The organism is Trueperaceae bacterium (assembly GCA_036381035.1).
Taxonomy (GTDB): domain Bacteria; phylum Deinococcota; class Deinococci; order Deinococcales; family Trueperaceae; genus DASRWD01.
Window position 1 is genome coordinate 34646 of record DASVDQ010000003.1, and the last position, 26156, is coordinate 60801.

Consider the following 26156-nt stretch of genomic DNA (forward strand, 5'->3'; position numbering starts at 1 on the left):
AGCAGACGGGCCGCTCACGCCCCACTAGGTCGTCACGCCGCGCCCGCGGCGTGCTGCGGACCCGTCGGTGGCTGCCCTCAGGCCCCCTTGACGGGGAGGTTCGCGATCAGCACCATGCGCTCGCCCTGCTGCTCGACGCGCACGTCGTAGTCGGCGTCGGCGGCGGGGAAGTGCTTCTTGATCACCGACAGCAGCTCCCGCTTGAGGTCCTCCATGCTGCCGGGCGAGAGCTTCGCCCTGTCGTAGGTGAGGACCAGCTTGAGCCGCTCCTTGAGCTCGTCCTTGGAGCGGCGGCGCCGGAACAGGCCGAACATCACGCGCCCCCGAACAGGCGCCTCAGCCCGGCCAGGAAGCCGCCCTGCGGCTCGAAGCTGGGGTAGGGCACGTCCTCGCCCTTGATGCGTCTGGCGATGTCGCGGAAGGCCGTGCCGGCCCCGAGCTTGCCGCCCCCGTCCTCGAGCGACGCGGGGTTGCCCACGTTCGTCGAGACGATGATCCTCTCGTCCTCCGGCACGATGCCGATGAGCTTGACGCCGAGGATCTCGAGGACGTCCTCGACCTCGAGCATGTCGCCGCGCTTGACCATCTCCGGCCGCAGCCTGTTGATGACCAGCCGCACCTCGGGGATCTCGCGCGCCTCGAGCAGGCCGATGATGCGGTCGGCGTCGCGGACGCTGGAGACCTCGGGGTTCACGACGACGAGCGCGCCGTCGGCGGCGCTGGCGGCGGTCTGGAAGCCCGACTCGATGCCGGCCGGGCTGTCGATGAGGACGCGGTCGAAGCCCTCGTCCTCCAGCAGGGTGCGCACGGTCTCCTTCATGCGCGCCTCTGATAGCGCGCTCTTGTCGCGCGTCTGCGAGGCCGCCAGCAGGAAGAGGCTGTCGACGCGCTTGTCGCGGATCAGGGCCTGCTTCAGCTTGCAGCGCCCCTCGAACACGTCGATGAGGTCGTAGACGACCCGACCCTCGAGCCCCATGACGACGTCGAGGTTGCGCAGTCCGACGTCGGTGTCGATGACGCAGACCTTCTCACCGAGGCGCGCCAGTGCGGCCCCGACGTTGGCCGTGGTCGTCGTCTTGCCGACGCCACCCTTGCCAGACGTCACCACGATGGCTTTGGCGTTCACTCTGTGGTCCCTCCTCCAGGAACCGGCGCCGGGCTCCCAGGCGCCGCCCTCGGCCTCCCAAGGGACAGGGTTCGCGGGACTATACCATCCAGGAGGGGCCGAACCCGGAGCGGCTCGGCCCGTCTCCCTCGCCTCCCGGCGGCCCGCGCACGCCGGCGTCGGCGGTCGCCGACAGGCGGCCGAGCCGCCCCAACCGCCGCGCGGACGCTCAGGCCCTCGCCAGGCTGGCGTACTTCAGCAGCAGGCGCTTGGCGCCGGCCGACTCGAAGACCACCGTGATCTCGGTGCGGGCCCCCTCGCCGGAGAGGCCGACGACCGTGCCCGTGCCGAACTTCGGGTGCCTCACCCTCTCGCCGCCGCGGAACGTGGGGAGCGACCCGGCGTCGCCGGACCCCCGCAGGCTCGACTGGGGCAGGACCGGCGGACGCCAGACGTCGCGTCCGAACTTCGAGCGCGACCCGGCCGTCGCGAGCTCCTGGCCGAAGACGTCGGTCTCGACGACGTGGTCGCGGGGGATGTCCTCGAGGAAGCGGCTGGGCCGCGTCGGCTCCGTGCGGCCGAACGCCAGGCGCGACTCGGCGTGGACGAGGTAGAGCTCGTCCTGGGCGCGCGTGATGCCCACGTAGAGCAGCCGCCGCTCCTCCTCGAGCTCCTGCAGGCTGCCCGTGGCGCTGCGGTGCGGGATCAGGTTCTCCTCCAGACCGATGAGGAAGACCACGGGGAACTCGAGCCCTTTGGCGTTGTGGAGGGTCATGAGCGTGACCGCATCGTCCTCCACCTCGCCGTTCACGGCCTTCACCGCCCTGTCGTCGACGCTGGCGAGCAGCGCCGCCTCGTCGAGGAAGTCGGCGATGCTGCCCTGGTGCTCCTCCTGCCACTCGGTGACGGCCGAGACGAGCTCGTCGAGGTTCTCCAGGCGGGCCTCGGCCTCGTGCGTGCCCTCGCGGCGCAGGGCGTCGGCGTAGCCGGTCTGGTCGATGACGGACGCCAGGAACGCGGCGGCGGGCAGCTCGTCGGCCTGGCGCGAGAGGTCGTCCATCAGCTCCACGAACTCGGCGGCGCGCTTCACGGCCGGCGTGCCGGGCACGACCTCGGCGGCGCGGCGCAGCGCCTCCGAGAAGGGGACGCCCTTGCGGTCCGCCCAGGCGACGAGGCGCTGCTCGGTGGTGCCGCCGATGCCGCGCTTGGGCCGACCGAGGACGCGGCGCCAGGAGACGTCGTCGGCGGGGTTGAGGGCCGCGCGCGCGTAGGAGAGGACGTCCTTGACCTCGCGCCTGTCGTAGAAGCCGACGCCGCCGACGATGCGGGCCGGGATGCTGGCGCGCCTCAGCGCCTCCTCGATCACGCGCGACTGCGAGTTCGTCCGGTACAGCACGGCGAAGGCCTGGTAGGGCAGGCCCAGCTCGGCCTTGCGGCGCTCGATCGTGCGGGCCACGAAGTCGGCCTCGGCGCGGTGATCGGCGGCGCGGTAGAGCCTGACCTTCTCGCCCCCGTCCTTGACCGGCCTCAGCTCCTTCTCGAGGCGGCCCTGGTTCTGCCTGATCACGGCGTTCGCGACGGCGAGCACGCTGCCCACCGAGCGGTAGTTCAGCTCGAGCCTGTAGACCTGGGCGTCGGGGTGGTCGCGGCGGAAGTCGAGGATGTTGCGCACGTCGGCGCCGCGGAAGGCGTAGATGCTCTGGTCGGGGTCGCCCACGACCATGAGGTTGCCGTAGGTCTCGGCGAGCTGCTGCGTGAGGCGGTACTGGGCGGCGTTGGTGTCCTGGTACTCGTCGACGTGGATGAACACGGCGCGCTGCTGCACGCGCTGCAGGACGTCGGGGTGCTCGTCGAAGAGCTGCACGGTGCGGCCGAGGATGTCGTTGAAGTCGACGGCGTTGGCGGCGGCGAGGCGCTCCTGGTAGCGGGCGTAGACGTCGGCGACGGCCTCGAGGGGCAGCCCCGCGACGATCCGCCCCCAGGCGCGCTCCCCCTCCTCCCGCAGGCGCGACGGGCTCCACAGGTTCGACTTCGCCCTGTCGATCAGCGAGCGGAACGTGCGGGGGTTGGCGTCGGCCATGCCGGAGAGGCCGCTCAGCACTTCCTTGAGGAGGTCGAGCTGGTCGCCGTCGTCGTAGATCGCGAAGCCGGGCCTGAGGCCGATGCGCTCCCCGTAGGTGCGCAGGATCCGCAGGCAGGCGGAGTGGAACGTCGAGACCCACAGGTCCCTGGCCGGCTCGCCGATGAGGCCCGCCACGCGCTCCTTCAGCTCGCCGGCCGCCTTGTTCGTGAACGTCACTGCCAGCACCTGCTGGGGCAGGACGTCGTGCTCGGCGAGCAGGTAGGCGATGCGGTGCACGACGGTGCGGGTCTTGCCCGACCCGGCTCCCGCGAGCACGAGGGCCGGCCCCTGGAAGTGGGTCACGGCGGCGCGTTGTTCCTCGTTCAGGGGTGCTAGCAGCTCGTCGACGGGCACGGCGGTCCAGCATACCGCGGGCCCGGAGCCCCGAGACGTTAGGCTGTGCCCCGGTGATCAGGGCTGTCTGCTTCGACCTCGACGGCACGCTCGGCGGCTACGCCGGCGACTTCGGCGGCCTGATGGCCATGGCGCGCACCGAGCTCGGGCTCGAGAGGTGCGACATGAACCGGTTCACCTCCATCGTCCAGCAGGAGCTGACGAGCGACGGGCCCCTCGACCTCACCACGGCGCTGGAGCGCACGCTCGAGAGGCTCGAGCAGCGACCGCCGCCCGGGCTCGAGGACGTGGCGGCGTCGATCACGGCCCGCTACGCCTCGGAGGTGCGCCCGGCGCCGGGCGCGGCGCAGCTCCTCGAGCACCTCGACGGCTCCGGCGTGAGGCTCGGCCTCGTCACGAACGGGCCGGTGGACATGCAGCGGGCCGCGCTGGGGGCCCTCGGCTTCGAGAAGCGCTTCCGCGTCGTGATCGTCTCCGGCGACAGGGACGTGGCCGCGCGCAAGCCGTCGCGGCGCGTGTTCGGCCTGGCCTGCACGGGGCTCGAGACCCTCCCGGAGGAGACGCTGATGGTGGGCGACGACCCCGTCGTCGACGTGCGGGGCGCGCTCGACTACGGCATGCAGGCGGTGCTCGTAGGCTCCGACCGCGACGGCAGGGAGCTCGGCGTCGCGTCGGTGGGCGGCATGGAGCCGCTGGCGGCCCTCCTCAGGTCGCGCTACGGCCTGTAGGACGACGCCGGCGGCCGGGGAGAGGTGCGTGCGGCCGCGGGGCAGAGGTAGGGCACGCCGTCGCGCTCCGGCACCGCCCGCCCGCGGGGCGGCGCGAGCGACCCGTCGCGGCGGCAGACCCAGGTCGCCTCGTCGCCCGGCTCGAGCGTCACGCCGGGGCGGTACTCGCGCGCCACGGGGTCGCAGGCCCGGCAGGCGTCGACCGGCGGCGGTTCTACGGCCACGGGCCCCGGCGGTGAGCCGGCCGCGGGCTCTGCGCTAGACTCGCCGCATGGACGAGAGGCAGGTCGCCTTCTACCGCGCCTGGGCCGAGATGCTCGAGTGGATGAGGGAGTACGCCGCCAGCCGCGAGGGCGCCGCCTTCACGAAGGAGTCCGACTTCCCGGACTACATCTACAGGATGGAGAGGCCCTACGACCTGCCCACGACGATCATGGTGGCGAGCCTCTCCGACCCCGCGACGGGCCTGCCGGTGCTGATGGCGAACGCCAGCCCCCGGCACGCCGTGTTCAAGGAGGTCGTCCTGCACCCGTACGACAGCCACGTCTACCGCAAGCTGACGCTGGCGCCGGACGGGAGCGGGCTCGCCGAGGGTCGCCGCAGGTTCACGCGGGACATGCTCTTCGCGCTCGCCGACGACCTCTTCGGGGTGGGCGAGCCCGTGGCCGGCTGAGACGTGGCCTCGACCGCGCCTCAGGGCGCGGTCAGCGTGTCCGCCAGGCGCGCCGACAGGTCGGCGGCGCAGAGGAAGCCGCGCCCCGCCAGGGCGCCGTAGTAGGTGACGGCGGAGGAGAGGCGGCGCACCACCGGCCTCCCGGAACGCCGACGCGCCCTCACCCCGAACCAGACGGCCTCGAGCTCGGCGCCCGCCAGGGCGGGCACCGCCCAGGCCGCGGCGTCGCGCAGGCCGAGGGCGGCGGACCGGAGCTCGTCGTCGGGCGGGCGCTCGGGCGCCAGCGAGCCGCCCGTGACGACGGCTCGGCCGGCCGCGAGCACCGCGTTCACCGCCCCCGCCAGGGGCGGCAGGTCCAGCTCGGCGGCGTCGTCCGGCAGGCGCAGCAGCGCGGCCACGCCGCCCTCGACGACAAGGCGGGGCAGGCGGCAGCCCGGCGGGGCGGGCGAGGCGCCGGGGCAGAGCACGACGCGGCGCGCATGCAGCGGCCCCGCCGACGTGGTCACGACGGCGCCGCCCGGCGCGGCCGCCACGCCCGTGGCCTCGACCCCGCGCAGCAGCTCGGCGCCGCGGCTCGCGGACGCCGACGCCAGCGCTGCCAGGAGCCTCTCCGGCGCGACCCAGCCGCCGCGCGGAGCGAGCAGCGCCCCGTGGGGCGCGTGCACGCCGTCCGGGACCTCGTCGGGGGCCAGCCAGCGCGTGCCGTCCCCCGCCGCGGCGGCCACCTCCCGCCACAGGGCCGCCTGCCGCGGGCTCGGCGCCACGCGCAGCACGCCGGTCGCGCGTGCGCCGGGGTCCAGCCCCTCCTCCTCCAGCGTGCGCGCCAGGCGCCAGAACGCCTCCAGACCCGCCAGGTCGGTCGGCCTCGCCCGCGCCGTGCGCCCGCGGTAGGGGTTGAGGAGGGCCGCCGGCACCGCGGAGGCCCCGGCGGGCGCCGCGGTCCTCTCGACGAGCGTCACGTGGGCGCCGCGACGCGACAGCTCGTGCGCCAGAGTCAGGCCGGCGACGCCGCCCCCGACGACGATCACGTCACGGCGGCGGCTCAGGACGGCCTCTCCGCCACCAGGGACTCGCGCTTGCCCCCGGGCGGGCCCGGCGCCTTGCTCACGAACGCCCCGGCCGCGGCCAGGCGCCGCCGCACCTCGCCGCTGACGCTGTAGCTCACCAGGCGCCCGCCCGGCCGCAGGGCCCGCACGAGGAGCGCGAGGAGCTCCTCCTCCCAGGCCTCGGGGTTCGCGCGGGGGCTGAACGGGTCGAGGTAGACGGCGTCGAAGGCGCCCGTCGGCAGGCTCGGCGCCACCTCCGCGGCGTCGCCGACGACTAGCTCCAGCTCCACCCTCCCCGCGGAGAACCCGTGGCTGCCCGCGCTCGGACGCCCCCCGAGGCCGGCGAGCCAGGCGTTCAGCGACGCCGGGACCGCACAGGGCGCCAGCAGCTCGCCGTAGCGGAGCTCCGTGACCACCGCCGCGGGCAGCGGGTCGCGCTCCACGGACACGTAGCGGAGGGCGGCGCCGGCTCGCGCGGCGGCGCACGCGGTCACGAGGAAGTTGAGGCCCGTGCCGAAGCCCACCTCGAGCACGGCGGCGCGCCCGCGCTCCAGCAGCAACTTCGCCACGCCCGAGGCGCCGAGGAAGACGTGCCTGGCCTCGGTGAGGGCGCCGCGCCGCGAGCGGTAGGTCTCGCCGTAGCGCTCGCTCGCCAGCGTGAGAGACCCGTCCAGCGTCGTTAGTGGCCCCACCATGTCACTCTAAGGTCGTCCCCGGTAAGCTGACATGTCGCGGCCGAGGAGACGGCGACGCTTGAGGCGGCATGGCCGAGGTCTGGGACCAGTCAGTGCTGGCGCTGCGGCGGCTCTACGAGATCGTCGTCGCGGCGGCGTCGCGCGTGAGCCTCGACCCGGCGACGTGGGGCCGCGACGCCTACCTGGTCCTCGCCGGCGCGGCGCTCCTCCTCGCCCTGCTGGTCTCCCTGCGGTGGCGCGGCCGGCGGCGCGCCAGGGGCCCGCAGTTCCTGCTGACGAACGGCGTCGTCGCGCTGCTCGGCCAGCACGACCCGGCGGCCGCCGCCGACGGCGGGCCGCGCCGCCCCGCCCACCTCGTGGCGCCGGCGGAAGCCGACATGCAGCTCCGCGTGACGTTCAACAACCTCAACCCGTACCCGGTCCAGCTCCTCGAGGTCGCCCTGACGACGGGGGGCGGGCGTCTGCCGGTGGTCGCCGACGCCTCTGCGGTGGTGCCGCCCAACGGCGCCGTCGACGTGGTGGCCGACGTCCGCGACCTGCCCGGCGAGCGCGGCACGCTGCAGATGTTCGTGTTCGCCACGAAGGCCCGGCCGCAGAACCTGCGCGTCACCGTGCCGCTGGAGTGGGAGCCGTGGAACCTGCGTTACCGGGTGAGGGCGACGCGGCAGCGCGTCGACGCCTCGCGCGGCACCGCCTCGGAGCAGGTGACCCGCATGCAGCGCGCCGCGGCCCGACGCGCGGCGGCCAGGGCACGCCTCGACGCGGCCGCCCGCGCGCTGCGCCGCTGGCTGGGCGAGACGGTGGGCGCCCTGGCGGAGCGCCGGCGCGAGGCGGCCCGTGCCCGGCGCGAGGCGGCCCGTGCCCGGCGCGAGGCGGCGCGGGCGGCCAGCGAGGCGGCGGCGCGCGCGGGCGCGGTGGACGGCGAGCCCGGCGGACCGTTCGCGGTGCCGCTGCCGCCCAGCCGTCGCCACGAGCCAGGGGCGCGGCCGCAGCGGCTGCACCACGAGGACGAGGCGCCGGAGACCGGGGACTCGCGCCCGGCGGACGCCGTCGCCGTCGGCGAGCCGCGCGCCGAGGAGCCGGCCGAGGAGCGCCCGCGCCCTCGCCTGGAGTTCCCCGACGAGTTCTAGCCCCCCTGGCCGGCGTCCGGGAGCCGGCCGCCCGTGCGGCGTGGTTATGCTCGGTGCCCGGAGGCCGTGATGAAGATCGAGAGCGTCGAGCTGCGCGAGGTACGTGCCGACCTCAGGTTCAGGTTCGAGACCAGCTTCGGGGTCGAGAGGGACCTCACGAAGGTCGTCCTCGTGCTCCGTTCCGGGGGGCTGGAGGGCTACGGCGAGGTCACGGCCGGCAACGTGCCCGGCTACAGCTACGAGACGAGCGCGACCGCCTGGGCGGCGCTGTCCGAGTACGTGCTGCCGCAGGTGGTGGGGCGCGACTTCGCGACCCCGGCGCAGCTCCTCGACGCCGTCAGGCGCGTGCGCGGCCACAACATGGCCGTCGGAGCGCTGGAGTGCGCGTTCTGGGACCTGCAGGCGAAGGCCGCCGGCCTCCCCCTGTGGCAGCTCCTGGGCGGCGTGAGGACGAGCATCGCGGTCGGCGCCTCTCTCGGCATACAGCCGACGGTCGAGGAGACCGTCGAGGTGGCGCAGCGGCACGCCGCCGAGGGCTACCGCCGCCTCAAGTTCAAGATCAAGCCCGGCTGGGACGTGGAGCCGCTGCGGGCCGTGCGCGAGGCTCTGCCTGACATGCCGATGACCGTCGATGCCAACAGCGCCTACTCCCTCACCGACGCCCGCGTGTTCGCGGCCCTCGACGAGCTGCGCCTCGACTACATCGAGCAGCCCCTCTCCCACGACGACCTCGTCGACCACGCCGCGCTGCAGTCGCGCCTCGCCACGCCGGTCTGCCTCGACGAGTCGGTGCACTCGGCCGCCGACGCCCGCAAGGCGCTAGCGCTCGGCGCCTGCCGCGTCATCAACGTCAAGGTCGGGCGCGTCCGCGGCCTCCTGGAGGCGCGCCGCCTGCACGACGTGGCCATGGCCTTCGGGGCTCCGGTGTGGTGCGGCGGCATGCTCGAGCTGGGCATCGGGCGCGCGCTGAACCTCCACCTGAGCACGCTGCCGAACTTCACGCTCCCCGGCGACACCGCCAGCGCCACGCGCTACTGGGGCGACGAGGACATCGTCGAGGAGCGCCTCGATGCCGTGGACGGCGTGCAGTCGCTGCCGGCCAGCGGTCCCGGCCTGGGCGTGACGCTGCGCCGCGACCTCATCGAGCGCAAGACCGTGCGGGTCCTGGAGGTCTGAGGGCGTCCCGCGGGGGACGAGGGCGCCGCGGACCGACCGGCGGTGCACCGGCCGCGGCGGCGCGCGACGGGGCGCCGCGCCGACTCACATGCGCGCCAGCACCGTGTCGAGCCGCAGCAGGTCGAGCAGGGCGGCGTGGACGTGGCCGTTGCTGGCGACCAGCACGCGATCGCCCAGGCGGTACGGGGCACCGCCGTCGCCGGTGACGGTGCCGCCGGCCTCGCGCACGATCAGCACGCCGGCGGCGACGTCCCAGGGGTTGAGGCCGAGCTCCCAGAAGCCGTCGATGCGCCCGCTGGCGACGTAGCAGATGTCGAGGGCGGCCGAGCCGGGCCTGCGCACGGACCTCACCCGCGGCAGGACGCGGGCGAAGACCTCGAGGTTGAGGTTGATGCGGTCATCGACGTAGGCGAAGCCCGTCGCCAGGAGCGCCTGCCTGAGCTGGGAGGTGGCGGTGACGGCGAGCGGCCGGCCGTTGAGCGTCGCGCCGCCGCCCCTCGTGGCCGCGAAGAGCTCGTCCCGCTCGGGGTCGTAGACGACGCCCACGATCACCTCGCCGTCGGCCTCGAGGGCTATCGAGACGCTGTAGAAGGGGAAGCCGTGGGCGTAGTTGACGGTGCCGTCGAGCGGGTCGACGATCCAGCGCATGCTGCCGTCGGCCTCCTGGCCCAGCTCCTCGCCCACGACGGCGTGACCCGGGTGCTCCTCGGCGATGACGGCCCTGATCCGCTCCTCGCACAGCCTGTCGACGCGGGTGACGAGGTCGATGTCGGACGACTTCGTCGTGACCCCCAGGTCGGTGCCGCGCTCGGCCAGCTGGATCGCGGCCGCCTCCCGCGCGGCCCTGATCGCCGTGCGCAGGTAGGCGTCAGTGTCCGGCGCCATGCCCCGCCCCCACGGGCACGCGCTCCTCGTGGACGGGCGGGCGCTCCCACTCGTCTCGCCGGGCTTCCCCGGGCGAGGCCTCGGCGCGCAGGGTCTCGAAGCCGCGCCCCGGTCCCATCCGCAGGATCAGGCGGGCGTGGCGGTCGTAGGTGAAGAAGTTGTAGGCCCAGCTGATGACCGCCGAGAGGCGGTTGCGGAACCCGGGCAGGTAGATCAGGTGGAGGAAGAGCCAGCCGAGCCAGCCGAGGAAGCCGCGCAAGCGCAGCCCCAGGAAGACCCGCGACAGCTCGGCGATGCCGGCGCTGCGGCCGATGATCGCCATGTTGCCGAGGTCGCGGTAGACGAACGGCTCGGCCTGCCGGCCCTGCAGGCGCCTGACGATCGAGCGGGCGGCGTGCTTGCCGCCCTGGATCGCGACCTGGGCGACCTGCGGCAGCAGCTTGCCCTCGGCGTCCTTCGCGCCGGCCAGGTCGCCGACGACGAAGACCTCCGGGTGGCCGGGCAGGCTCAGGTCGGGCTCGACGGCGACGCGGAAGCCGCGCTCGAGCTCGGCCTCCAGCCCCTCGCCGAGCGGGTCTCCGCGCACGCCTGCCGCCCAGATGACGGTCTGGCAGGGGATGAACTCGCCGGACCTCAGGGTGACGCCGTCGGCGCTGACGTCGACGACGGCCGAGCGCAGGCGCACGTCGACGCCGCGGCGCCTGAGCACGCGCTCGGCGTAGCGGCGGCTCGACTCGCCGAAGGTCGGGAGCACCTCGGGGCCCATCTCGATGAGCACCACGCGCGCCACGCGCAGGTCGAGCTCCGGGTACTCGGCGGGCAGCACGCGCTGGAACAGCTCGACGAGCGCGCCGGCCATCTCGACGCCCGTCGGTCCGGCGCCGACGATCACGAACGTCAGCGCGCCGTCGTCGATGGCCCGCGGGTCCACCGCGGCCCTCTCGAAGCGCGAGAGGATGTGGCTCCGCAGCTTGACGGCCTTGTCGAGGTCCTTCAAGGCGAAGGCGTGCTCGCGCACGCCCGGCGTGCCGAAGTCGTTGTAGACGGCGCCGTTCGCGAGGATCAGGTAGTCGTACGGCAGCCTCTCGCCGCCCTCCAGCTCGACCTCCTTGGCGTCCTCGTCGACCCTCGTGACCAGCCCCATGCGGAAGCGCACGTTGGGCTGGCTCCTGAACACGCTGCGCACCTGGTGCGCGATGTCGCCGGCGTCGAGCGCGGCCGTGGCCACCTGGTAGAGCAGCGGCTGGAACGTGTGGTAGTTGTGCGCGTCGACGAGCAGGACGTCCACCGGGGCGTGCCTGAGGGCCTTGGCGGCGTACAGCCCGCCGAACCCCGCGCCGACGATGATGACCCGTGGCCTGGCCTGTGCCTGCATGAGCGCTCCTCACCCCGCCATGCGGGCGGCGCCAAGACCCGCGGGCGGCGGGACCTATGTCCCTCGTGAAAGATAGTACAAGCTCGCGCGGCGGACTGGCGCGGCCGGGCGACGTAAGGGGAGCCGGGGCCGCGGTCCCGGTGGCAGCGCCGCGCCGCGGCGGCCCAAGGGCGGGCGGGCCCGCGGGCCCGTCGGTCTAGCGCGCCATCTCCAGCGCGATGCGCCTGCCCGTGGGGGTGTCGGCGATGCCGCCCTCGCCGGTCTCGCGCAGCTCGGGGGGCAGCAGCCGGCCGACGGAGGCCATCGCCAGCACGACCTCGTCGGGCGGGATCACGGACTCGATGCCGGCCAGCGCCAGCTGGGCCGAGGCGACGGCGTGCACGGCGTAGAAGGCGTTGCGCGACACGCACGGGACCTCGACGTAGCCGCCCACGGGGTCGCAGACCAGCCCGATCGTGTTCATCAGCGCCATCGCCGCCGCGTGGACGCAGGCGCGTGCGCTGCCGCCGAGGAGCTCGGTGACGGCCGCCGCCGCCATCGCCGCGCTCGAGCCGATCTCGGCCTGGCACCCCCCGGTGGAGCCGGCGATGAACATGTGCTTGCCGATGACCTCGGCTACGCCCGCGGCGAGGACCAGGGGCATCACCAGCTCCTCGTCGCCGCGGCCGAGGTGGTCGGCGACGCCGATCAGCGCGCCGGGCACGGTGCCGGCGCTGCCGGCGGTCGGCGCCGCGACGATGCGGCCCATGCGCGCGTTCTCCTCGTTCACGGCCATCGCGTACGCCTGCACGCGCTTGAGGAGGGGGGAGCCGAGGACGTCGGGCGCCCGGTCGAGCTGGTTGGCGTTCCAGCCCACCATGCCCGTGCGGCTCGGCTCGCGCGAGGCCAGGCCGCGCCTTATGGCGTCGCGCATCTCGCCCAGGCGGGCGAGCATCGCGGCCTTGAGACGCTCGGCGGCGGCCGCGTCGTCGCCGACCTCCTCGCGGAGCACGAACTCCGAGGCCGGCCCGGGCGCTTCGGCGATGTCCTGCAGCCTCACGAAGGCGCCTCGGCGGCGAACGGTCCCTGCATGACCTCGGGCAGGGCGCGCAGCCAGGTCACGTAGGGCAGGTTGGTGAGGTAGTCGAGCGCGTACTGGTCGAGGCGCTTGTCGATCTCCACGGACATGAGCGCCAGGCCGCCGCGGCGCTCGCGCGCCGAGAAGATCGAGCCGATGTTGCCCTCGTCGTCGGCCACGACCCGCGCCACGCGGGCGATGACGCCCGGCTGGTCCTTGTGGAGCACGAGGAGCGTGTAGTACGAGCCCGAGAACCTGGCGTCGAGGCCGTTGACCCGCGAGACCTGCACGAGGCCGCCGCCGAGGCTGGAGCCGAGCAGCGAGACGCTCTCGCCGTCGGCCTCGGCCTCGACGAGCACCGTGTTCGGGTGGACGTCGCCCAGGTCGGCGGCCGCGAACTCGAACTGAAGGCCCTCCGCGCGCGCCAGGTCGAAGGCGTCGCGTATGCGCGGGTCGTCGGGGAAGGCGCCGCAGAGGCCCGCCACCAGGGCCAGCTCGGTGCCGTGCCCGCGGGCCGTCTTCGCGAACGAGCCGTGCAGGACGAAGCGCGCCCGGCGCGGCCGGGCGAGCAGGCAGTGGCGGGCGAGCAGCGCGATGCGGCAGGCGCCGGCGGTGTGAGAGCTCGACGGGCCGACCATCACGGGGCCTATCTGGTCCAGGAGGGCCACGTCAAGAGTCTAGCGCCGGGGTCGTCCGCCGCCCGTCCGCGCCGCACGTTCGGTGCAACGCACGAAGCGGCCCGCTCGCGCGAGCGGGCCGCTGGCTGTTCGACGTGCCGGCGTCAGCGGCGGACGCGGTCCTTGAGGCCCTTGCCGGGCTTGAAGGCCGGGTACTTGCTGGCCGGGATCTTGATCTTCTCTGTCGTCCCCGGCCGGACGCCGGTGCGCGACTTGCGCTGGCGGACCTCGAACGTGCCGAAACCAGTGAGCTGGACCTTCGATCCCGAGTCGAGGGCCTTGCTGATCTGGTCGAGCATGGCGTCCATGATGTCCTTGACGTCCTTCTTCTTGAGGCCCTTGGACTCGGCGACCTTGCTGACAAGGTCGGCCTTCGAGACGGTCTTCGCCTTCGCCATCGGCATCCTCCTCGATTTCGTAGATCAGCTAGGCGCACTCTAGCAGAGGCCCGTTATACCCGCAAGTGAAGAATCGCAGTCTCAGACGGGCTTCTGCCGGTCCGCGGGCAGCAGGGAGGCGATGCGTCGCTCCGTCTCGGCCGTCAGGGACCGCGCGGCCTCGCGGCCCTTGCCCACGGGCTGTATCGGCTCCCCGAAGGCGACGCGGAACGACCGCCCCTCGCGCCAGACGGCCGCCGGCGCGATCGGCGCTCCGGCCGCCAGCGCCAGGTAGGCGGCGCCGTCGAGCGCCTCGGCGTCGCCCGCGTTGCGGGTCCCCTGTATGAACACGCCGATCGCCCTGCCGGCGCGCAGGCGCCTGAGCGCCTCCTTGATCGCGCCCACGTCGCTGCGGCTGCGGTCGACGGGGAACGCGCCGAGACCGCGCAGGAAGGCCGCGGCCAGGGGGGTGGAGAACAGCTCGACCTTGGCCATGAAGTCGAGGGGCCGGGGGATCGCGACGCCGACGATGGGCGGGTCCCAGGCGCTGAAGTGGTTGCAGGCGACGACCAGCGGGCCCTCGCGCGGCACGAGCTCGGCGCCCTTCACGCGCAGGCCGCGGAACAGGCGGGCGTAGGCACCCACGACCACGTAGGCGAGCCGGTGGAAGTAGCGGGGGGAGAAGATGCGCTCCAGCAGCGTCACGGACGACATCGTACCGGCCCTCAGCCGGGCTCGGCGGCGGGCCTGGCGCCGGCGTGACGCCGCCGCGCCGTGGCCGTGACCTCGGCGGCCACGGCGGCGCCCACGAGGAGGATCAGCAGCGCGAGGTAGAGCCACAGGAGCACGGCCAGCAGGCTCGTGATCACGCCGTAGACGAGGTTGAAGCGCTCGGGGCTGAAGGTCAGGAGCAGCCCGGAGCGGACGACCTGGATGCCCACGGCGGCGACGACGCCCCCGGACAGCGCGCCCAGCCAGGTGCTGCCCCGCCGCGGCAGGAAGCGGAACGCCAGCGTGAGCCCGGCCGTCGACGTCACGAAGCGGAGGAGGCCGACGTCGAGGAGGGGCACGAGCGGTCCGCCGCCGGGGTCGTAGCCGAGGCTGCCGCCGAGGCGCGCCAGGAGCTCCTTCGCCGCCGCGAGCGCCGCGCCGCCGACCACCTCCACGGCCACCACGAGCGCCACGCAGGCGACCAGCAGGAAGGAGACCAGCCGCTTGCGCCAGAAGCCGCGCCGCTCGTCGACCTCGAAGACGACCTCGAGCGCGTGCTGCAGCGACATGAAGAAGTTCGAGCTGGCCCAGACGAGCACGACGATCGACACGGCGGAGCCGATGAGGGCGCCGCGCCCGAGGTCGCTGACGACGATGTCGAAGCTGCTGGCCACCAGCGCCTCGGCGTCCACCTGGATCGGCAGCGCCTCGGCCAGCAGGTGCACGAGGGCCTCGCGGTACTGCGCCAGCAGCTCGGGACGGCGGGAGAGGAAGAGGGCCAGCCAGCCCGCCAGCAGCAGGAGCAGGGGGCCCAGCGAGAAGGCGGCGTAGTAGGCGAGGGAGGCGGCCAGCATCTGCAGCCGCGACTCCTCGTAGCGGACGTAGACGCGCCGCAGGAAGTCCCAGGCCGAGCGGAGCCACCCCTCGCGCCACGCGCCGGGGCGGCTCACGGCCTCAGGTTCTCGTCGCCCTGCGCCGGTCCACCAGCAGCGCCAGCAGCACGCCCGCCACGCCGACGAGGAGGTGCAGCAGCACCCACGTGCGCTCCGGGACCGACCACGGCAGGCTCACCTCGAACAGCTCCTGGGTGGAGAGCTGCCAGGCCACGAACGCGGGCGCCACGAGCAGCAGCGGCGAGACCGCCACGGCCGGCAGGCGCCACGCGAACTCGAGGCCGAGCATCGCCAGCAGGTTGCCGGCCAGCACGATCGGGAGCATCACGAGCCAGTCGCCGGTGCCCTGCACCAGGCCCAGCGGCGGGGCGATGAGGGCCGTGAGGTAGGCCGCCGGCATGCCCGCGCCGGCGAACGCCAGGTAGGCGCACAGCGCCACGCCGGCGCTGCGGAAGACCGTCGGCGCCGGCGCCACGGCGATCACCACGGCCGCCAGGAAGAGGAACAGGCCGATGAACAGGCGCTGGGGCATGGGCGCTGCCCTGATCACGCCGCGGCTCCCTCGGTCCGGCGCCCGGTCATGGCGTCATCGTACCTACGCGACCCGCGCCGCGCGGCCGTTCTTCCTCTCGCGGCCCGCCTCGACCCGCGCCCTGATCTCGGGCACCTTGAGCAGGAACCTGCCGGTGGCGCTCGCCGGGTTCGCGGCCACGTCCTCCGGCGTGCCCTCGGCGACGATCGTGCCGCCGCGCGCGCCGCCGTCCGGCCCAAGGTCGATGATCCAGTCGGCGGTCTTGATGACGTCGATGTTGTGCTCGATCACGACGAGCGTGTTGCCGCCCTCGACGAGGCGGTGCAGGACGTCGAGGAGCTTGCGCGTGTCCTCGAAGTGGAGGCCGGTGGTGGGCTCGTCGAGGATGTAGACCGTCTGGCCGGTGCTGCGCCGGCCCAGCTCCGAGGCTAGCTTCACGCGCTGCGCCTCGCCGCCCGACAGCGTCGGGGACGGCTGGCCGATGCGGATGTAGCCGAGGCCGACGTCCTTCATGAGCTTGAGCTTGCGCGCGATGGCCGGGATGTTCTCGAAGAACTCGAGGCCCTCGTCGACGGTCATGTTCAGCACGTCGGCGATCGACTTGCCGCGGATCTTCACCTCGAGGGTCTCGCGGTTGTAGCGGGCGCCCTTGCACACCTCGCAGGGGACGTAGATGTCGGGGAGGAAGTACATCTCGACCTTGACGGTGCCGTCGCCCTTGCACGCCTCGCAGCGCCCGCCCTTGACGTTGAACGAGAAGCGGCCGGCCTTGTAGCCGCGCTTGCGCGCCTCGGGGGCGCGGGTGAAGAGGTCGCGGATCTCGGTGAAGATGCCCGTGTAGGTGGCGGGGTTCGAGCGCGGCGTGCGGCCGATCGGGCTCTGGTCGATCTCGATGACCTTGTCGACGTGCTCGACGCCGGTGATGCGGCGGTGCGCGCCCGGCGTCGCCTTGGCGCGGTGCAGGGTCTTGGCCAGCGAGGCCCTGAGGATCGAGTGCACGAGCGTCGACTTGCCCGAGCCGGAGGCGCCCGTCACGCAGGTGAGGGTGCCGAGCGGTATGGCCACGTCGATGTCCTTGAGGTTGTGCTCGCGCGCGCCCTCGATCACGAGCCTCTTGCCGTTGCCCTCGCGGCGACGCTCGGGCACGGCGATCTTCTTCTCGCCGCGGAGGTAGGCCGCGGTGAGCGACGAGTCGTGGCGCATCAGCTCGTCGGGCGAGCCCTGCGCCACGACGCGGCCCCCGTGCACGCCGGCTCCGGGCCCCAGGTCGACGATGTAGTCGGCGGAGCGCATCGTCACCTCGTCGTGCTCGACGACGATGAGGGTGTTGCCGAGGTCGCGCAGCGACAGCAGCGTGCGCAGCAGACGCTCGTTGTCGCGCGGGTGCAGGCCGATGGACGGCTCGTCGAGGACGTAGAGCACGCCGGTGAGCCCGCTGCCCACCTGGGTGGCCAGGCGGATGCGCTGCGCCTCGCCGCCCGAGAGCGTGTTGGCGCTGCGGTCGAGGGAGAGGTAGTCGAGCCCGACGTCCTCGAGGAAGCCGAGGCGCGAGGTGATCTCGCGCAGGATCGGCTGCGCGACCTGCCCAGCGGCGCCGTCGAGGCGCAGCGTCGAGAAGAACGTGCGTCCCTCGAGCACCGTCAGGGCGCTCAGCTCGGCGATGTTGCGCCCCGCGACGGTCACGGCCAGCACCTCGGGCTTGTAGCGGCTGCCCTGGCAGGCCGGGCAGGGGACCAGCGACATGAACTCCTCGAGGCGCTCGCGCGCGAAGTCGCTGTTCGCCTCCTTGAGGCGCCGCTCGAGGTTCGGGATCACGCCCTCGAAGTCGGCCTTGAAGCGCATGGTCTCGCGCCCGCCGCGCGTGTAGACGACCTCGATGGGCTTGTCGGAGCCGTAGAGGACCGTCCGCCTCGCCTCCTCAGGCAGGTCCTTCCAGGGCGTCTGCAGGTCGAAGCCCATGTGGTCCGCCAGGGCCCGCAGGCGGTCCCAGTAGAAGACCTTCCCGCCCTCGGAGCGGCTGCCGGTCCAGGGGGCGATGGCGCCGCGCGAGATCGAGAGCGTGTCGTCCGGCACCACGAGGTCGGGGTCGAACTGCTGCAGGAAGCCCAGGCCGGAGCAGTTCGTGCAGGCCCCGTAGGGGGAGTTGAAGGAGAACGTGCGCGGCTCCAGCTCCTCGAGGAACGTGCCGTGCTCGGGGCAGGCGAACTTCTCGCTGAACAGCTCGTCGACGCCGCTGTCGGGGAAGAGCACCCGCAGCAGCCCCTCGCCCTTGCCCAGCGCCAGCTCGACGGACTCGGCCAGGCGCGACCTGTCCTCCTCCGACACCTTCACGCGGTCGATGACGACCTCGATGTCGTGCTTCTCGAAGCGCTCGAGGTCGGCCTCCATGGCCTGGTCGAGGGTCTGCACCTCGCCGTCGACGCGCACGCGGGTGTAGCCCTCCTTCTTCAGCTCGGCGAAGAGCTTCCTGTACTCGCCCTTGCGTCCGCGCACGACCGGCGCCAGCACGTAGGCGCGCTCGCCGGCGAAGCGCTTGACGAGCCGCTCGACGATCTCGGAGGCGGACTGGCGCGTGATCTCGCGTCCGCACACCGGGCAGTGCGGCACACCCACGCGGGCGAAGAGCAGGCGCAGGTAGTCGTGGATCTCGGTGACGGTGCCCACGGTCGACCGCGGGTTGTGGCTCGTCGTCTTCTGGTCGATCGAGATCGCGGGGGACAGGCCCTCGATCGCGTCGACGTCGGGCTTGTCCATGATGCCGAGGAACTGGCGGGCGTAGGCCGACAGGCTCTCGACGTAGCGCCTCTGCCCCTCGGCGTAGATGGTGTCGAAGGCGAGGGTCGACTTGCCAGAGCCGGAGACGCCGGTGAACACGATGAACTTGTTGCGGGGGAGCGTGATCGTGACGTCCTTGAGGTTGTGCTCGCGTGCCCCGCGAACGGTGAGGTCTTGCAACGCTCCTCCTAGCGGCCCCTGGGGACCGGGGTCGAGCAGTTCGGAAGAAGGACCGCGGCGGCCGCGGCCGGGCCAGCGGCGCCCATGCGCCACCGTCGCGCCGGTACAGCCGGGCGCTACCGAGGCAACGTGACAGTCTAACAGAGCGGCGCAGGACGCTGGTACATTGTTCGGTACTCCCAGGCCGGGCCTGGGGCGCCGGCCGGCCGGCCGGCGCGACTCGACGAGGAGCGGAGGGCCCTATGTACACAGCCAGCATCGACCGCGAGCCCACCGCCGGAACTGTCGACAACGAGCGCACGCTCGGCCTCTTCGGCCTGATCTTCGGCGTTCTCGGCGGCGGCGCGGTGTTCTTCTTCTGGACGATCGGGCGCGTGCAGCTGCACACCCGCAACGGCGGGATCATCAACGAGCTCGGCCTCGAGGGCCTGTGGCTGCACCTCCACAACGCCTACGCCTTCGTCATGATCGGCTGCTTCCTGCTCGCCGCCGTCCTCTACTGGGGCCTGCGGCGCTACAAGGAGGCCGCCGGCGTGGCGGCCATTCCCGTGACCGGCGCGGTCCTCTACTACCTCGCGCTGGTCGCGCTGCGCTGAGGTGCGGGTCACCTACCTGGGCCACGCAGCCGTCCACATAGAGACCTCCGGGGGCGACGTCCTCATCGACCCCTTCCTCTCGGGCAACCCGCGCGCGGGCGCCCGCCCCGAGGAGGTCACGACTGAACTCGTGGTCCTCACCCACGCCCACGGCGACCACTGGGGCGACACCGAGGCCATCGCGAAGCGCACGGGCGCCACCGTGGTCGGCAGCGCCGAGCTGGCCACCTACGCCAGGAAGCGCGGCCTGAAGGCGCACGGCATGAACGTGGGCGGCAAGCACGCCTTCCCGCAGGGCACGGTCCGCTACACGCCCGCGCTGCACTCGAACTCGCTGCCGGACGGCACCTACGCCGGCATGCCCATGGGCGTGGTCATCGAGGCCGACGGCGTGAAGGTCTACCACGCCGGTGACACCGCCTACTTCTCCGACATGACGCGGATCGGCGCCCTGGGCATCGACCTCGCCCTGCTGCCCATCGGCGACAACTTCACGATGGGCCCGGAGGACGCCATCGACGCCGTGAAGGCGATCGCCCCCAAGGTCGTCGTGCCCATCCACTACAAGACGTTCCCGGTGCTGCTGCAGGACGCCAGCTCGTTCGCCGAGGCCGTGAGGACCGGCACGAGCGCGACCTGCCTGGTGCTGGAGCCGGGCGAGAGCACCGAGGTCGTGCCCTGAGGGCCGGGGCGTCGGCCGGTGGCGACGCGCCGCCGCGTCCCTGGCCCGCGACCACCACCGGTCGGTGAGGTCCGCGAGGCCGTAATACACTAGCCGCAGCGTCCGAAGAGGGTGCGCCGTCGGCGCCGCTGGGATGGGGCGGCGCGGGCGGTCGTCGGGAGGGCCATTGCGATCAGGTTCTGAGGCTCCGGCGTCCGTGCCGGCCGGCTACACCACCGTGCACAAGCTCGGCTCTGGCCAGACCTCCCACGTCTACCTGGCCAAGCACCGCGTGTTCGGCGACGTGGCCCTCAAGCTGCCGCGCGCCGAGCTCCGCCACGAGCCCGTGCTGAGGCGGATGTTCGAGAACGAGGTCTCGATCACCGTCAAGCTGGCGCACCCGATGATCGTCGCGGCCTACGACGGCTACCCGACGGGCGAGGGCGCCTTCCTCGCGCTCGAGTACTGCGCGGGCGGCACGCTCGACCTGTTGCTGCTCGAGAAGGGCAAGCTGCCGCTGGAGCAGGCCTACAGGCTCGTGCTCGACGTCGCGCAGGGCCTGGCCCACACGCACGAGCGCTCCGTGCTGCACCGCGACGTCAAGCCGGCGAACGTGTTCCTCACGGGCGAGGGCCGCGCGAAGCTCGGCGACTTCGGCACCGGCATCTTCATGGGCGAGGAGAGCGACGAGCGCGTCGGCACCGCCTTCTACATGGCGCCCGAGGTCTTCGAGGGCAAGGCGGCCGGCGTGCGCTCCGACATCTACTCCCTCGGCGTGCTGGCGTACGAGGTCGTGGCCGGCACGCGGCCGTTCATCGCCGACAGCTACGAGGCGCTCATGGTCGCGCACCACACGGGCGTGCCCAAGGACCTCATGTCCTACCGCCCCGACCTCGACCCGCGCATCAAGCGCATCGTCGCCAAGGCCATGTCCCGCGACCCCGAGAAGCGCTACGCCTCCGCCCGCGAGTTCGTGCAGGCGTGGGCGGGCGTCGTGGGCCTCGAGGTCGAGACCCGCGAGACGGCCCAGCAGCCCGTGACGGGGCGCGCCAGCAGGCAGCGGCGCGACCCCGGCGTCGGCGAGGGCGAGCGGCAGGAGGATCGTGGGCGCGAGCGCGAGGAGCGCGCGCCGCGCCGCGGCGGTTTCCTCGGCTGGCTGCGCCGGAACCGCGGCTGACGGTCGGGCGCGCTAGGCTGCCGGCGACGCCCGGCTTCCCGAGCGAACCACTCAGGATTCCAGGCGGGCTATACTCAAATCGGAACGAGTCCTAGTTACGGCCGGCAGTGGCCGTGGACCTGTGAAGACCCCTGGCGAGGTGCTGCTGTGAACGACAAGACGCTGGAGATCCGTGACCTCCGTGCCCGCATCGTGGGCGGCGAGGAGATCCTGAGGGGCGTGGACCTCGTCGTCCCGCGCGGCGAGGTGCACGCGCTGATGGGCCCGAACGGCTCGGGCAAGTCGACGCTCGCGAAGATCGTCGCCGGCGACCCGCAGTACGAGGTGACGGGCGGCGACATCCTCCTCGAGGGCCAGTCGATCCTCGAGCTCGAGCCCGACGAGCGGGCCCGCGCCGGCCTCTACCTCGCCTTCCAGTACCCGGTGGAGGTGCCGGGGGTCTCGATCGCGAACTTCCTGCGCCTGGCGCTGAACGCGCGGCGCGAGGAGGGCGACGAGATCGGCGTCATGGAGTTCTACGGCAAGCTCCAGAAGGCCGTGAAGACCCTGAACTGGGACGAGTCGATCCTCGAGCGCAACCTGCACGAGGGCTTCTCGGGCGGCGAGAAGAAGCGCTCCGAGATCCTGCAGCTCCTGGTGCTCGAGCCCCGGTACGCGATCCTCGACGAGACCGACTCCGGCCTCGACGTCGACGCGCTGAAGGTCGTGGCGCAGGGCGTGAACGCCGCCCGCGGGCCCGGCTTCGGCTGCCTGCTCATCACCCACTACCAGCGGCTGCTGAACTACATCGTGCCGGACAGGGTGCACGTGATGGTCGCCGGCCGCGTCATCACCACTGGCCCGAAGGAGCTCGCGATCGAGCTCGACCAGAAGGGCTACGACTGGGTGCGCGAGACGTACCAGCCGGCGGCAGCCCAGTGACACCAGCCACCACCGCGCCCAGCGCGCGCCAGCCCTGGAGGGCAGCATGTCTGAGCTGAACTCTGTGCACCCCGACGCGGCCAAGCTCGAGGGGATGCAGCACACGAAGCAGTACGACTTCCGCCTGCCGGAGGACTACTACTACAAGTCCGGCAAGGGCCTCACCAAGGAGGTCGTCGAGAAGATCAGCTACATGAAGGGCGAGCCGGAGTGGATGCTGAAGTTCCGGCTGCGCGCCCTCGAGATCGCCGAGAAGAAGGGCCGCCCCAAGTGGGGCCCCGACCTCAGCGGCCTGAACTTCGACGACATCTACTTCTACGTGCGCCCCAACGAGAAGCAGGGGACCGTGGACTCCTGGGACGAGATCCCCGAGGAGGTCAGGAAGACCTACCAGCGCCTCGGCGTGCCGGAGGCCGAGCAGCGCGCGCTGGCCGGCGTCGGCGCCCAGTACGAGTCCGAGATGGTCTACCACAAGCTCAAGGAGGAGTGGGAGCGGCTCGGCGTCATCTTCCTCGACACCGACACCGGCCTGAAGGAGTACCCCGAGCTGTTCAAGGAGTACTTCGCGACCGTCATCCCGCCGGAGGACAACTACTTCGCGGCCGTGAACTCGGCCGTGTGGTCGGGCGGCTCGTTCGTCTACGTGCCCGAGGGCGTCGAGGTGGCCGTGCCCCTGCAGGCCTACTTCCTCCTCAACGCTCAGAACATCGGCCAGTTCGAGAGGACGCTGATCATCGGCGCGCCCGGCTCCAAGTTCCACTACATCGAGGGCTGCACGGCGCCGGCCTACACCTCGCACTCGTTCCACTCCGGCGTGATCGAGATCGTCTGCCAGGAGGGCTCGCAGGTCCGCTACTCGACGATCCAGAACTGGTCGCACAACGTCTACAACCTCGTCACCCAGCGCGCGCTCGTCCACAAGGACGCCTCGATGGGCTGGCTCGACGGCAACCTCGGCTCGAAGACGACGATGAAGTACCCGAGCTGCTACCTGATCGAGGACGGCGCGCACGGCGAGGTCCTCTCGATCGCGTTCGCGACCGACGGCCAGCACCAGGACGCCGGCTCGAAGATGATCCACGCCGCGCCCCACACGACGTCGTCGGTCGTCAGCAAGTCGATCTCGAAGGGCACGGGCAGGGCCAGCTACCGCGGCCTCGTGCAGATCCACGAGGGAGCCGAGTACGCGCGCTCGAACGTCGAGTGCGACGCGCTGCTCCTCGACGAGCAGGCGCGCACCGACACCTACCCCTACATCGAGATCAACGAGAAGTCGGCGCACGTCGGCCACGAGGCGACCGTCTCGAAGCTCGACGAGGAGCAGATCTTCTACCTCCAGACCCGCGGGCTGAAGGAGGACGAGGCGATGGCGCTCATCGTCCGCGGCTTCCTCGACCCCGTGGCGAAGGAGCTGCCGCTCGAGTACGCCGTGGAGCTGAACCGCCTCATCGAGCTCGAGATGGAAGGGAGCGTCGGCTGAGGTGGCCGAGCTGACCGACAACCCGGCCGTCGCCGCGCCGGCGGTGGACGCGCTGGTCGCGTCGCGCGGCGAGCCCGACTGGCTCGCCGGCGAGCGCCGGGCGGCACTGAAGACGTTCGAGGCCACGCCCTGGCCGGGGCCGCGCGACGAGCTGTGGCGCTACACCCAGCTGGAGCGCTTCGCGGTCACGGGGCTCGACCTGGTGCCGGGCCCGCGGACCGAGGACGTGTCGGAGCGCATCGAGAGGCGCATCCGCGACTCCGACGCCGAGGGCGTGCTGGTCGTGAAGAACGGGCTGCCGGTGCGACGCGAGGCGCGGCTGCGCGAGGCCGGCGTCGTCTTCACCGACCTCGCCACCGCGCTGCGCGAGCACGAGGACCTCGTCAGGCAGCACCTCTACACGGCCGTCAACGCGCCCATGACGAAGTTCACGGCGCTGAACTCGGCGCTGTGGACGGGCGGCACGTTCGTCTACGTGCCGAAGGACGTCGAGGTCGAGCTGCCGCTCGGCACGTTCACGACGGCCGACAGGGGCGGCCTCGGCGCCGGGCGCACGCTGATCGTCGTGGACGTGAACGCCAAGGCCACCTTCATCGACGAGTTCACGTCGGACCCGCTGCCGGGACGGCTGTTCCACGACCACGCCACCGAGATCGTCCTCAAGGACGGCGCGAAGCTCCGGTACGTGAGCCTGCAGAACTGGAGCCGCGAGGTCGCGCACGTGCACAAGCAGCGCGCGTTCGTGGGCCGTGACGCCCGCCTCGAGTCGCTCACGGTGAGCCTCGGCGGCGACGCCGCGCGCGTCGAGATCGAGTCCGAGCTGGGCGGCCCCGGCGCCGAGAGCGAGATGCTCGGCCTCTACTTCGCCGACGAGGGCCAGCACTTCAACCAGTACACGGTGCAGCACCACTCGGCGCCGCGCGCGTTCTCCGACGTGCTGTTCAAGGGCGCCGTGCGCGACGCCAGCACCGCCGTCTACTCTGGCATCATCGTCGTCGACCCCGGCGCGCAGAAGACCGACGCCTACCAGACGAACCGCAACCTGCTCCTCGACCGCGACTCCGAGGCCGTCTCGATACCGCAGCTCGAGATCGCCGCGAACGACGTGAAGTGCTCCCACGGCTCGACGACGGGGCCGGTGCCGGACGACCAGCGCTTCTACCTGATGAGCCGCGGCCTGCGGCCGGAGGTGGCCGAGCACGTGCTCGTCACCGGCTTCCTCCACGAGGTCATGAGCCGCGTCACGCTGCCCAAGGTCGCCGAGTACGTCGAGCGCGTCGTCCAGGCCAAGCTGGGCGTGCCGGGAGTCAGAGAGAAGCTGTGAGCCGCGCTAGGTCGCACGCCGGCCGGGACGTCGCGGGGGGCCGGCCGGCCACGTGGGCGAGGCGGTCGTGACCGACACCGGCCAGGCTCCGGGACCGGCGGTCGCGGCGCGCGAGGCGGGCGAGGGCCTGTTCGACCTCGGTCCCGCCGCGTCGTTCGCCGACGAGAGCATCACGCGGGTCGTCGCCGGCGGCCAGGAGCTGGTGCTGATCCGCCACGAGGGCGAGTTCTTCGCCCTGCCCGACCAGTGCACGCACCAGCGCTACCCGCTGCACGACGGCGAGCTGATCCCCGGCAAGATCAGGTGCGTCCACCACGGCGCGACCTTCGACTTGCACAGCGGCAGGCCCACCCTGCCGGCGGTCAAGAAGATCCGGCTCTTCCAGGCGTTCGAGCGCGAGGGGCGGGTGTACGTGAGCCTGCAGGAGAGGTGACGCCGACCGCTCGGTCGGGCCCCCTGCCCCCGGCTGTCCGGACGGGGCCGTGCTAGAGTCGCAGCGCCGTGAAGATGGACTCTTCGGCCCTGAGGGAGCTGCAGGCCCCGCTGAAGCAGCGGTACAGGGAGGACCCGGAGGCCGCCCTGGTGACGCTCCGGGCTGAGGGCAGCCTGTCCGAGGGCATCGCCTGCAGCGTGCAGACCGGGCGCGCGCTGGTCGAGGCCGGCCTCCACCCCGCCACCGGCGGCGACGGCTTCCTCGCCTGCTCGGGCGACATGCTGCTGGAGGCGCTGGTGGCCTGCGCCGGCGTGACGCTCAGGTCCGTGGCGACGGCCATGGACGTGGAGGTCGTGTCCGGCAAGGTGACCGCCGAGGGACGCCTCGACTTCCGCGGCACCCTCGCCGTAGACAAGCAGGCACCCGTGGGCTTCGTCGACATCGGCCTGAGCTTCGCGATCGACTCTCCCGCACCTGACGAGAAGCTCGCCAAGCTCGTCGAGCTCACCGAGCGCTACTGCGTCGTCTACCAGACCCTTAGCGGCGGTGTGCCGCTGACCGTGAGCTACGAGCGCGTGGGCGGCGGCGAGGCGGGCCGCTAGGGTCGCCGGCGCCGGCGGTGGAGATGCCCATGGAGAGGTTCGAGGCTCGACTCGTGCGCCCCGAGGGCACCGGCACGTGGACCTACGTCGACCTGCCGGGCGACGTGAGCGCGCGCCTCGGCAAGCCGGCGCGCCTGCCCGTGCGCGGCACCGTGGCCGGCCGGCCGGTCCGCTCGACGCTGATGGTGGGTGCCGGCGGCTCGCGCTACCTCGTCGTCCCGCGCGAGCTGCGCGACGCGGCCGGCGTGGTGCCGGGCGACGTCGTCGCGGTCGAGCTCGAGCCCGACCCCGAGCCGCGCACCGTGGAGGCCCCGCCCGACCTGCGGGAGGCGCTCGAGAGGTCGCCCGGCGCGGCCGCTGCCTTCGCCAGGCTGGCCAACAGCCACCGCAAGGCCTACGTCGACTGGATCGAGGAGGCCAAGCGACCCGAGACGCGGGAGCGGCGCGTGGCGAAGGCCGTGGAGATGATCA

At 72.6% G+C, this 26156-nt stretch carries 28 protein-coding genes; 13 read left to right on the forward strand and 15 right to left on the reverse strand.

All coding sequences use genetic code 11. The features are described 5' to 3' along the window. Nucleotides 1-77: 77 nt before the first annotated feature. From minE to VF202_00335, 3 genes are all read right to left on the reverse strand, one after another. Complete coding sequence (minE, locus tag VF202_00325; protein ID HEX7038539.1) at nt 78-314, reverse strand: cell division topological specificity factor MinE; 237 nt, start codon at nt 312-314, stop codon at nt 78-80. Next, nucleotides 314-1126, reverse strand: a complete 813-nt coding sequence (gene minD / locus VF202_00330) for a septum site-determining protein MinD (protein ID HEX7038540.1) — start codon at nt 1124-1126, stop codon at nt 314-316. The genes minE and minD overlap by 1 nt, the downstream gene beginning before the upstream one ends. A 208-nt stretch (nt 1127-1334) precedes the next feature. Next, nucleotides 1335-3581 carry a UvrD-helicase domain-containing protein gene (locus VF202_00335; GenBank protein ID HEX7038541.1) on the reverse strand — a complete coding sequence of 749 codons (2247 nt, stop codon included), beginning with the start codon at nt 3579-3581 and terminating at the stop codon, nt 1335-1337. Between the two features lie 53 nt (nt 3582-3634). On the opposite strand from VF202_00335, the gene VF202_00340 reads away from it, so the two are divergent. Beyond that, nucleotides 3635-4309, forward strand: a complete 675-nt coding sequence (locus tag VF202_00340; protein HEX7038542.1) for an HAD family hydrolase — start codon at nt 3635-3637, stop codon at nt 4307-4309. Here the strand turns inward: VF202_00340 and VF202_00345 are convergent. Beyond that, nucleotides 4297-4533 carry a hypothetical protein gene (locus VF202_00345; GenBank protein HEX7038543.1) on the reverse strand — a complete coding sequence of 79 codons (237 nt, stop codon included), beginning with the start codon at nt 4531-4533 and terminating at the stop codon, nt 4297-4299. The genes VF202_00340 and VF202_00345 overlap by 13 nt on opposite strands. A gap of 47 nt (nt 4534-4580) precedes the next feature. On the opposite strand from VF202_00345, the gene VF202_00350 reads away from it, so the two are divergent. Further along, complete coding sequence (locus VF202_00350; GenBank protein HEX7038544.1) at nt 4581-4982, forward strand: NADH-quinone oxidoreductase subunit 15; 402 nt, start codon at nt 4581-4583, stop codon at nt 4980-4982. 20 nt (nt 4983-5002) lie between these two features. Here the strand turns inward: VF202_00350 and VF202_00355 are convergent, their stop codons facing one another. Further along, complete coding sequence (locus VF202_00355; protein HEX7038545.1) at nt 5003-6010, reverse strand: FAD-dependent oxidoreductase; 1008 nt, start codon at nt 6008-6010, stop codon at nt 5003-5005. A gap of 14 nt (nt 6011-6024) precedes the next feature. After that, nucleotides 6025-6723: a tRNA (5-methylaminomethyl-2-thiouridine)(34)-methyltransferase MnmD gene (mnmD, locus tag VF202_00360; protein ID HEX7038546.1), complete on the reverse strand. Its 699-nt coding sequence runs from the start codon at nt 6721-6723 to the stop codon at nt 6025-6027. Nucleotides 6724-6791: 68 nt separating this feature from the next. Here mnmD and VF202_00365 point away from each other — a divergent pair, with 68 nt between their 5' ends. Continuing rightward, nucleotides 6792-7853 carry a hypothetical protein gene (locus tag VF202_00365; protein HEX7038547.1) on the forward strand — a complete coding sequence of 354 codons (1062 nt, stop codon included), beginning with the start codon at nt 6792-6794 and terminating at the stop codon, nt 7851-7853. Between the two features lie 69 nt (nt 7854-7922). After that, the gene (menC, locus tag VF202_00370) at nt 7923-9029 is read left to right on the forward strand and encodes an o-succinylbenzoate synthase (GenBank protein HEX7038548.1); all 1107 of its coding nucleotides are present in this window, start codon (nt 7923-7925) and stop codon (nt 9027-9029) included. Between the two features lie 84 nt (nt 9030-9113). Here the strand turns inward: menC and VF202_00375 are convergent, their stop codons facing one another. From VF202_00375 to uvrA, 9 genes are all read right to left on the reverse strand, one after another. Next, a complete protein-coding gene (locus VF202_00375) occupies nt 9114-9914 on the reverse strand; it encodes an inositol monophosphatase family protein (protein HEX7038549.1) in 801 nt (266 codons plus the stop codon). Beyond that, on the reverse strand, nt 9898-11289 hold the full coding sequence (locus VF202_00380) for an NAD(P)/FAD-dependent oxidoreductase (protein ID HEX7038550.1): 1392 nt from the start codon (nt 11287-11289) through the stop codon (nt 9898-9900). Before VF202_00380 ends, VF202_00375 begins: the two co-directional genes overlap by 17 nt. Nucleotides 11290-11485: 196 nt before the next feature. Further along, nucleotides 11486-12328: an L-serine ammonia-lyase, iron-sulfur-dependent, subunit alpha gene (locus VF202_00385; GenBank protein HEX7038551.1), complete on the reverse strand. Its 843-nt coding sequence runs from the start codon at nt 12326-12328 to the stop codon at nt 11486-11488. Beyond that, complete coding sequence (gene sdaAB, locus VF202_00390; GenBank protein HEX7038552.1) at nt 12325-13014, reverse strand: L-serine ammonia-lyase, iron-sulfur-dependent subunit beta; 690 nt, start codon at nt 13012-13014, stop codon at nt 12325-12327. Before sdaAB ends, VF202_00385 begins: the two co-directional genes overlap by 4 nt. Before the next feature lie 113 nt (nt 13015-13127). Next, on the reverse strand, nt 13128-13421 hold the full coding sequence (locus VF202_00395; GenBank protein ID HEX7038553.1) for an HU family DNA-binding protein: 294 nt from the start codon (nt 13419-13421) through the stop codon (nt 13128-13130). 81 nt (nt 13422-13502) lie between these two features. Further along, nucleotides 13503-14105, reverse strand: coding sequence for a lysophospholipid acyltransferase family protein (locus VF202_00400; protein HEX7038554.1), 603 nt, complete (start codon nt 14103-14105; stop codon nt 13503-13505). 20 nt (nt 14106-14125) lie between these two features. Then, entirely contained in the window at nt 14126-15061 is a 936-nt protein-coding gene (locus VF202_00405) for a YhjD/YihY/BrkB family envelope integrity protein (GenBank protein ID HEX7038555.1), read from the reverse strand. A 4-nt stretch (nt 15062-15065) separates the two neighbouring features. Further along, nucleotides 15066-15554, reverse strand: coding sequence for a hypothetical protein (locus VF202_00410; GenBank protein ID HEX7038556.1), 489 nt, complete (start codon nt 15552-15554; stop codon nt 15066-15068). 45 nt (nt 15555-15599) lie between these two features. After that, the gene (gene uvrA, locus VF202_00415; GenBank protein HEX7038557.1) at nt 15600-18491 is read right to left on the reverse strand and encodes an excinuclease ABC subunit UvrA; all 2892 of its coding nucleotides are present in this window, start codon (nt 18489-18491) and stop codon (nt 15600-15602) included. Nucleotides 18492-18733: 242 nt separating this feature from the next. Between uvrA and VF202_00420 the strand changes: the two genes are divergently transcribed. The 9 genes from VF202_00420 to VF202_00460 all read left to right on the forward strand — a co-directional run. Beyond that, nucleotides 18734-19087 carry a hypothetical protein gene (locus VF202_00420; protein ID HEX7038558.1) on the forward strand — a complete coding sequence of 118 codons (354 nt, stop codon included), beginning with the start codon at nt 18734-18736 and terminating at the stop codon, nt 19085-19087. Between the two features lies 1 nt (nt 19088). Continuing rightward, complete coding sequence (locus tag VF202_00425; protein HEX7038559.1) at nt 19089-19769, forward strand: metal-dependent hydrolase; 681 nt, start codon at nt 19089-19091, stop codon at nt 19767-19769. Between the two features lie 166 nt (nt 19770-19935). Further along, nucleotides 19936-20925: a serine/threonine-protein kinase gene (locus tag VF202_00430; GenBank protein ID HEX7038560.1), complete on the forward strand. Its 990-nt coding sequence runs from the start codon at nt 19936-19938 to the stop codon at nt 20923-20925. A gap of 147 nt (nt 20926-21072) precedes the next feature. Next, nucleotides 21073-21846, forward strand: a complete 774-nt coding sequence (sufC, locus tag VF202_00435) for a Fe-S cluster assembly ATPase SufC (protein ID HEX7038561.1) — start codon at nt 21073-21075, stop codon at nt 21844-21846. 46 nt (nt 21847-21892) lie between these two features. Next, entirely contained in the window at nt 21893-23326 is a 1434-nt protein-coding gene (sufB, locus tag VF202_00440; protein HEX7038562.1) for a Fe-S cluster assembly protein SufB, read from the forward strand. Between the two features lies 1 nt (nt 23327). Next, nucleotides 23328-24650 (forward strand): Fe-S cluster assembly protein SufD, encoded by a 1323-nt coding sequence (sufD, locus tag VF202_00445; GenBank protein HEX7038563.1) that lies wholly within the window; start codon nt 23328-23330, stop codon nt 24648-24650. 67 nt (nt 24651-24717) lie between these two features. Then, complete coding sequence (locus VF202_00450; protein HEX7038564.1) at nt 24718-25083, forward strand: Rieske 2Fe-2S domain-containing protein; 366 nt, start codon at nt 24718-24720, stop codon at nt 25081-25083. 74 nt (nt 25084-25157) lie between these two features. Beyond that, entirely contained in the window at nt 25158-25685 is a 528-nt protein-coding gene (locus VF202_00455; GenBank protein HEX7038565.1) for an OsmC family protein, read from the forward strand. A 29-nt stretch (nt 25686-25714) separates the two neighbouring features. After that, nucleotides 25715-26156: YdeI/OmpD-associated family protein (locus tag VF202_00460; protein ID HEX7038566.1), on the forward strand; the 442-nt coding region annotated here is incomplete at its 3' end.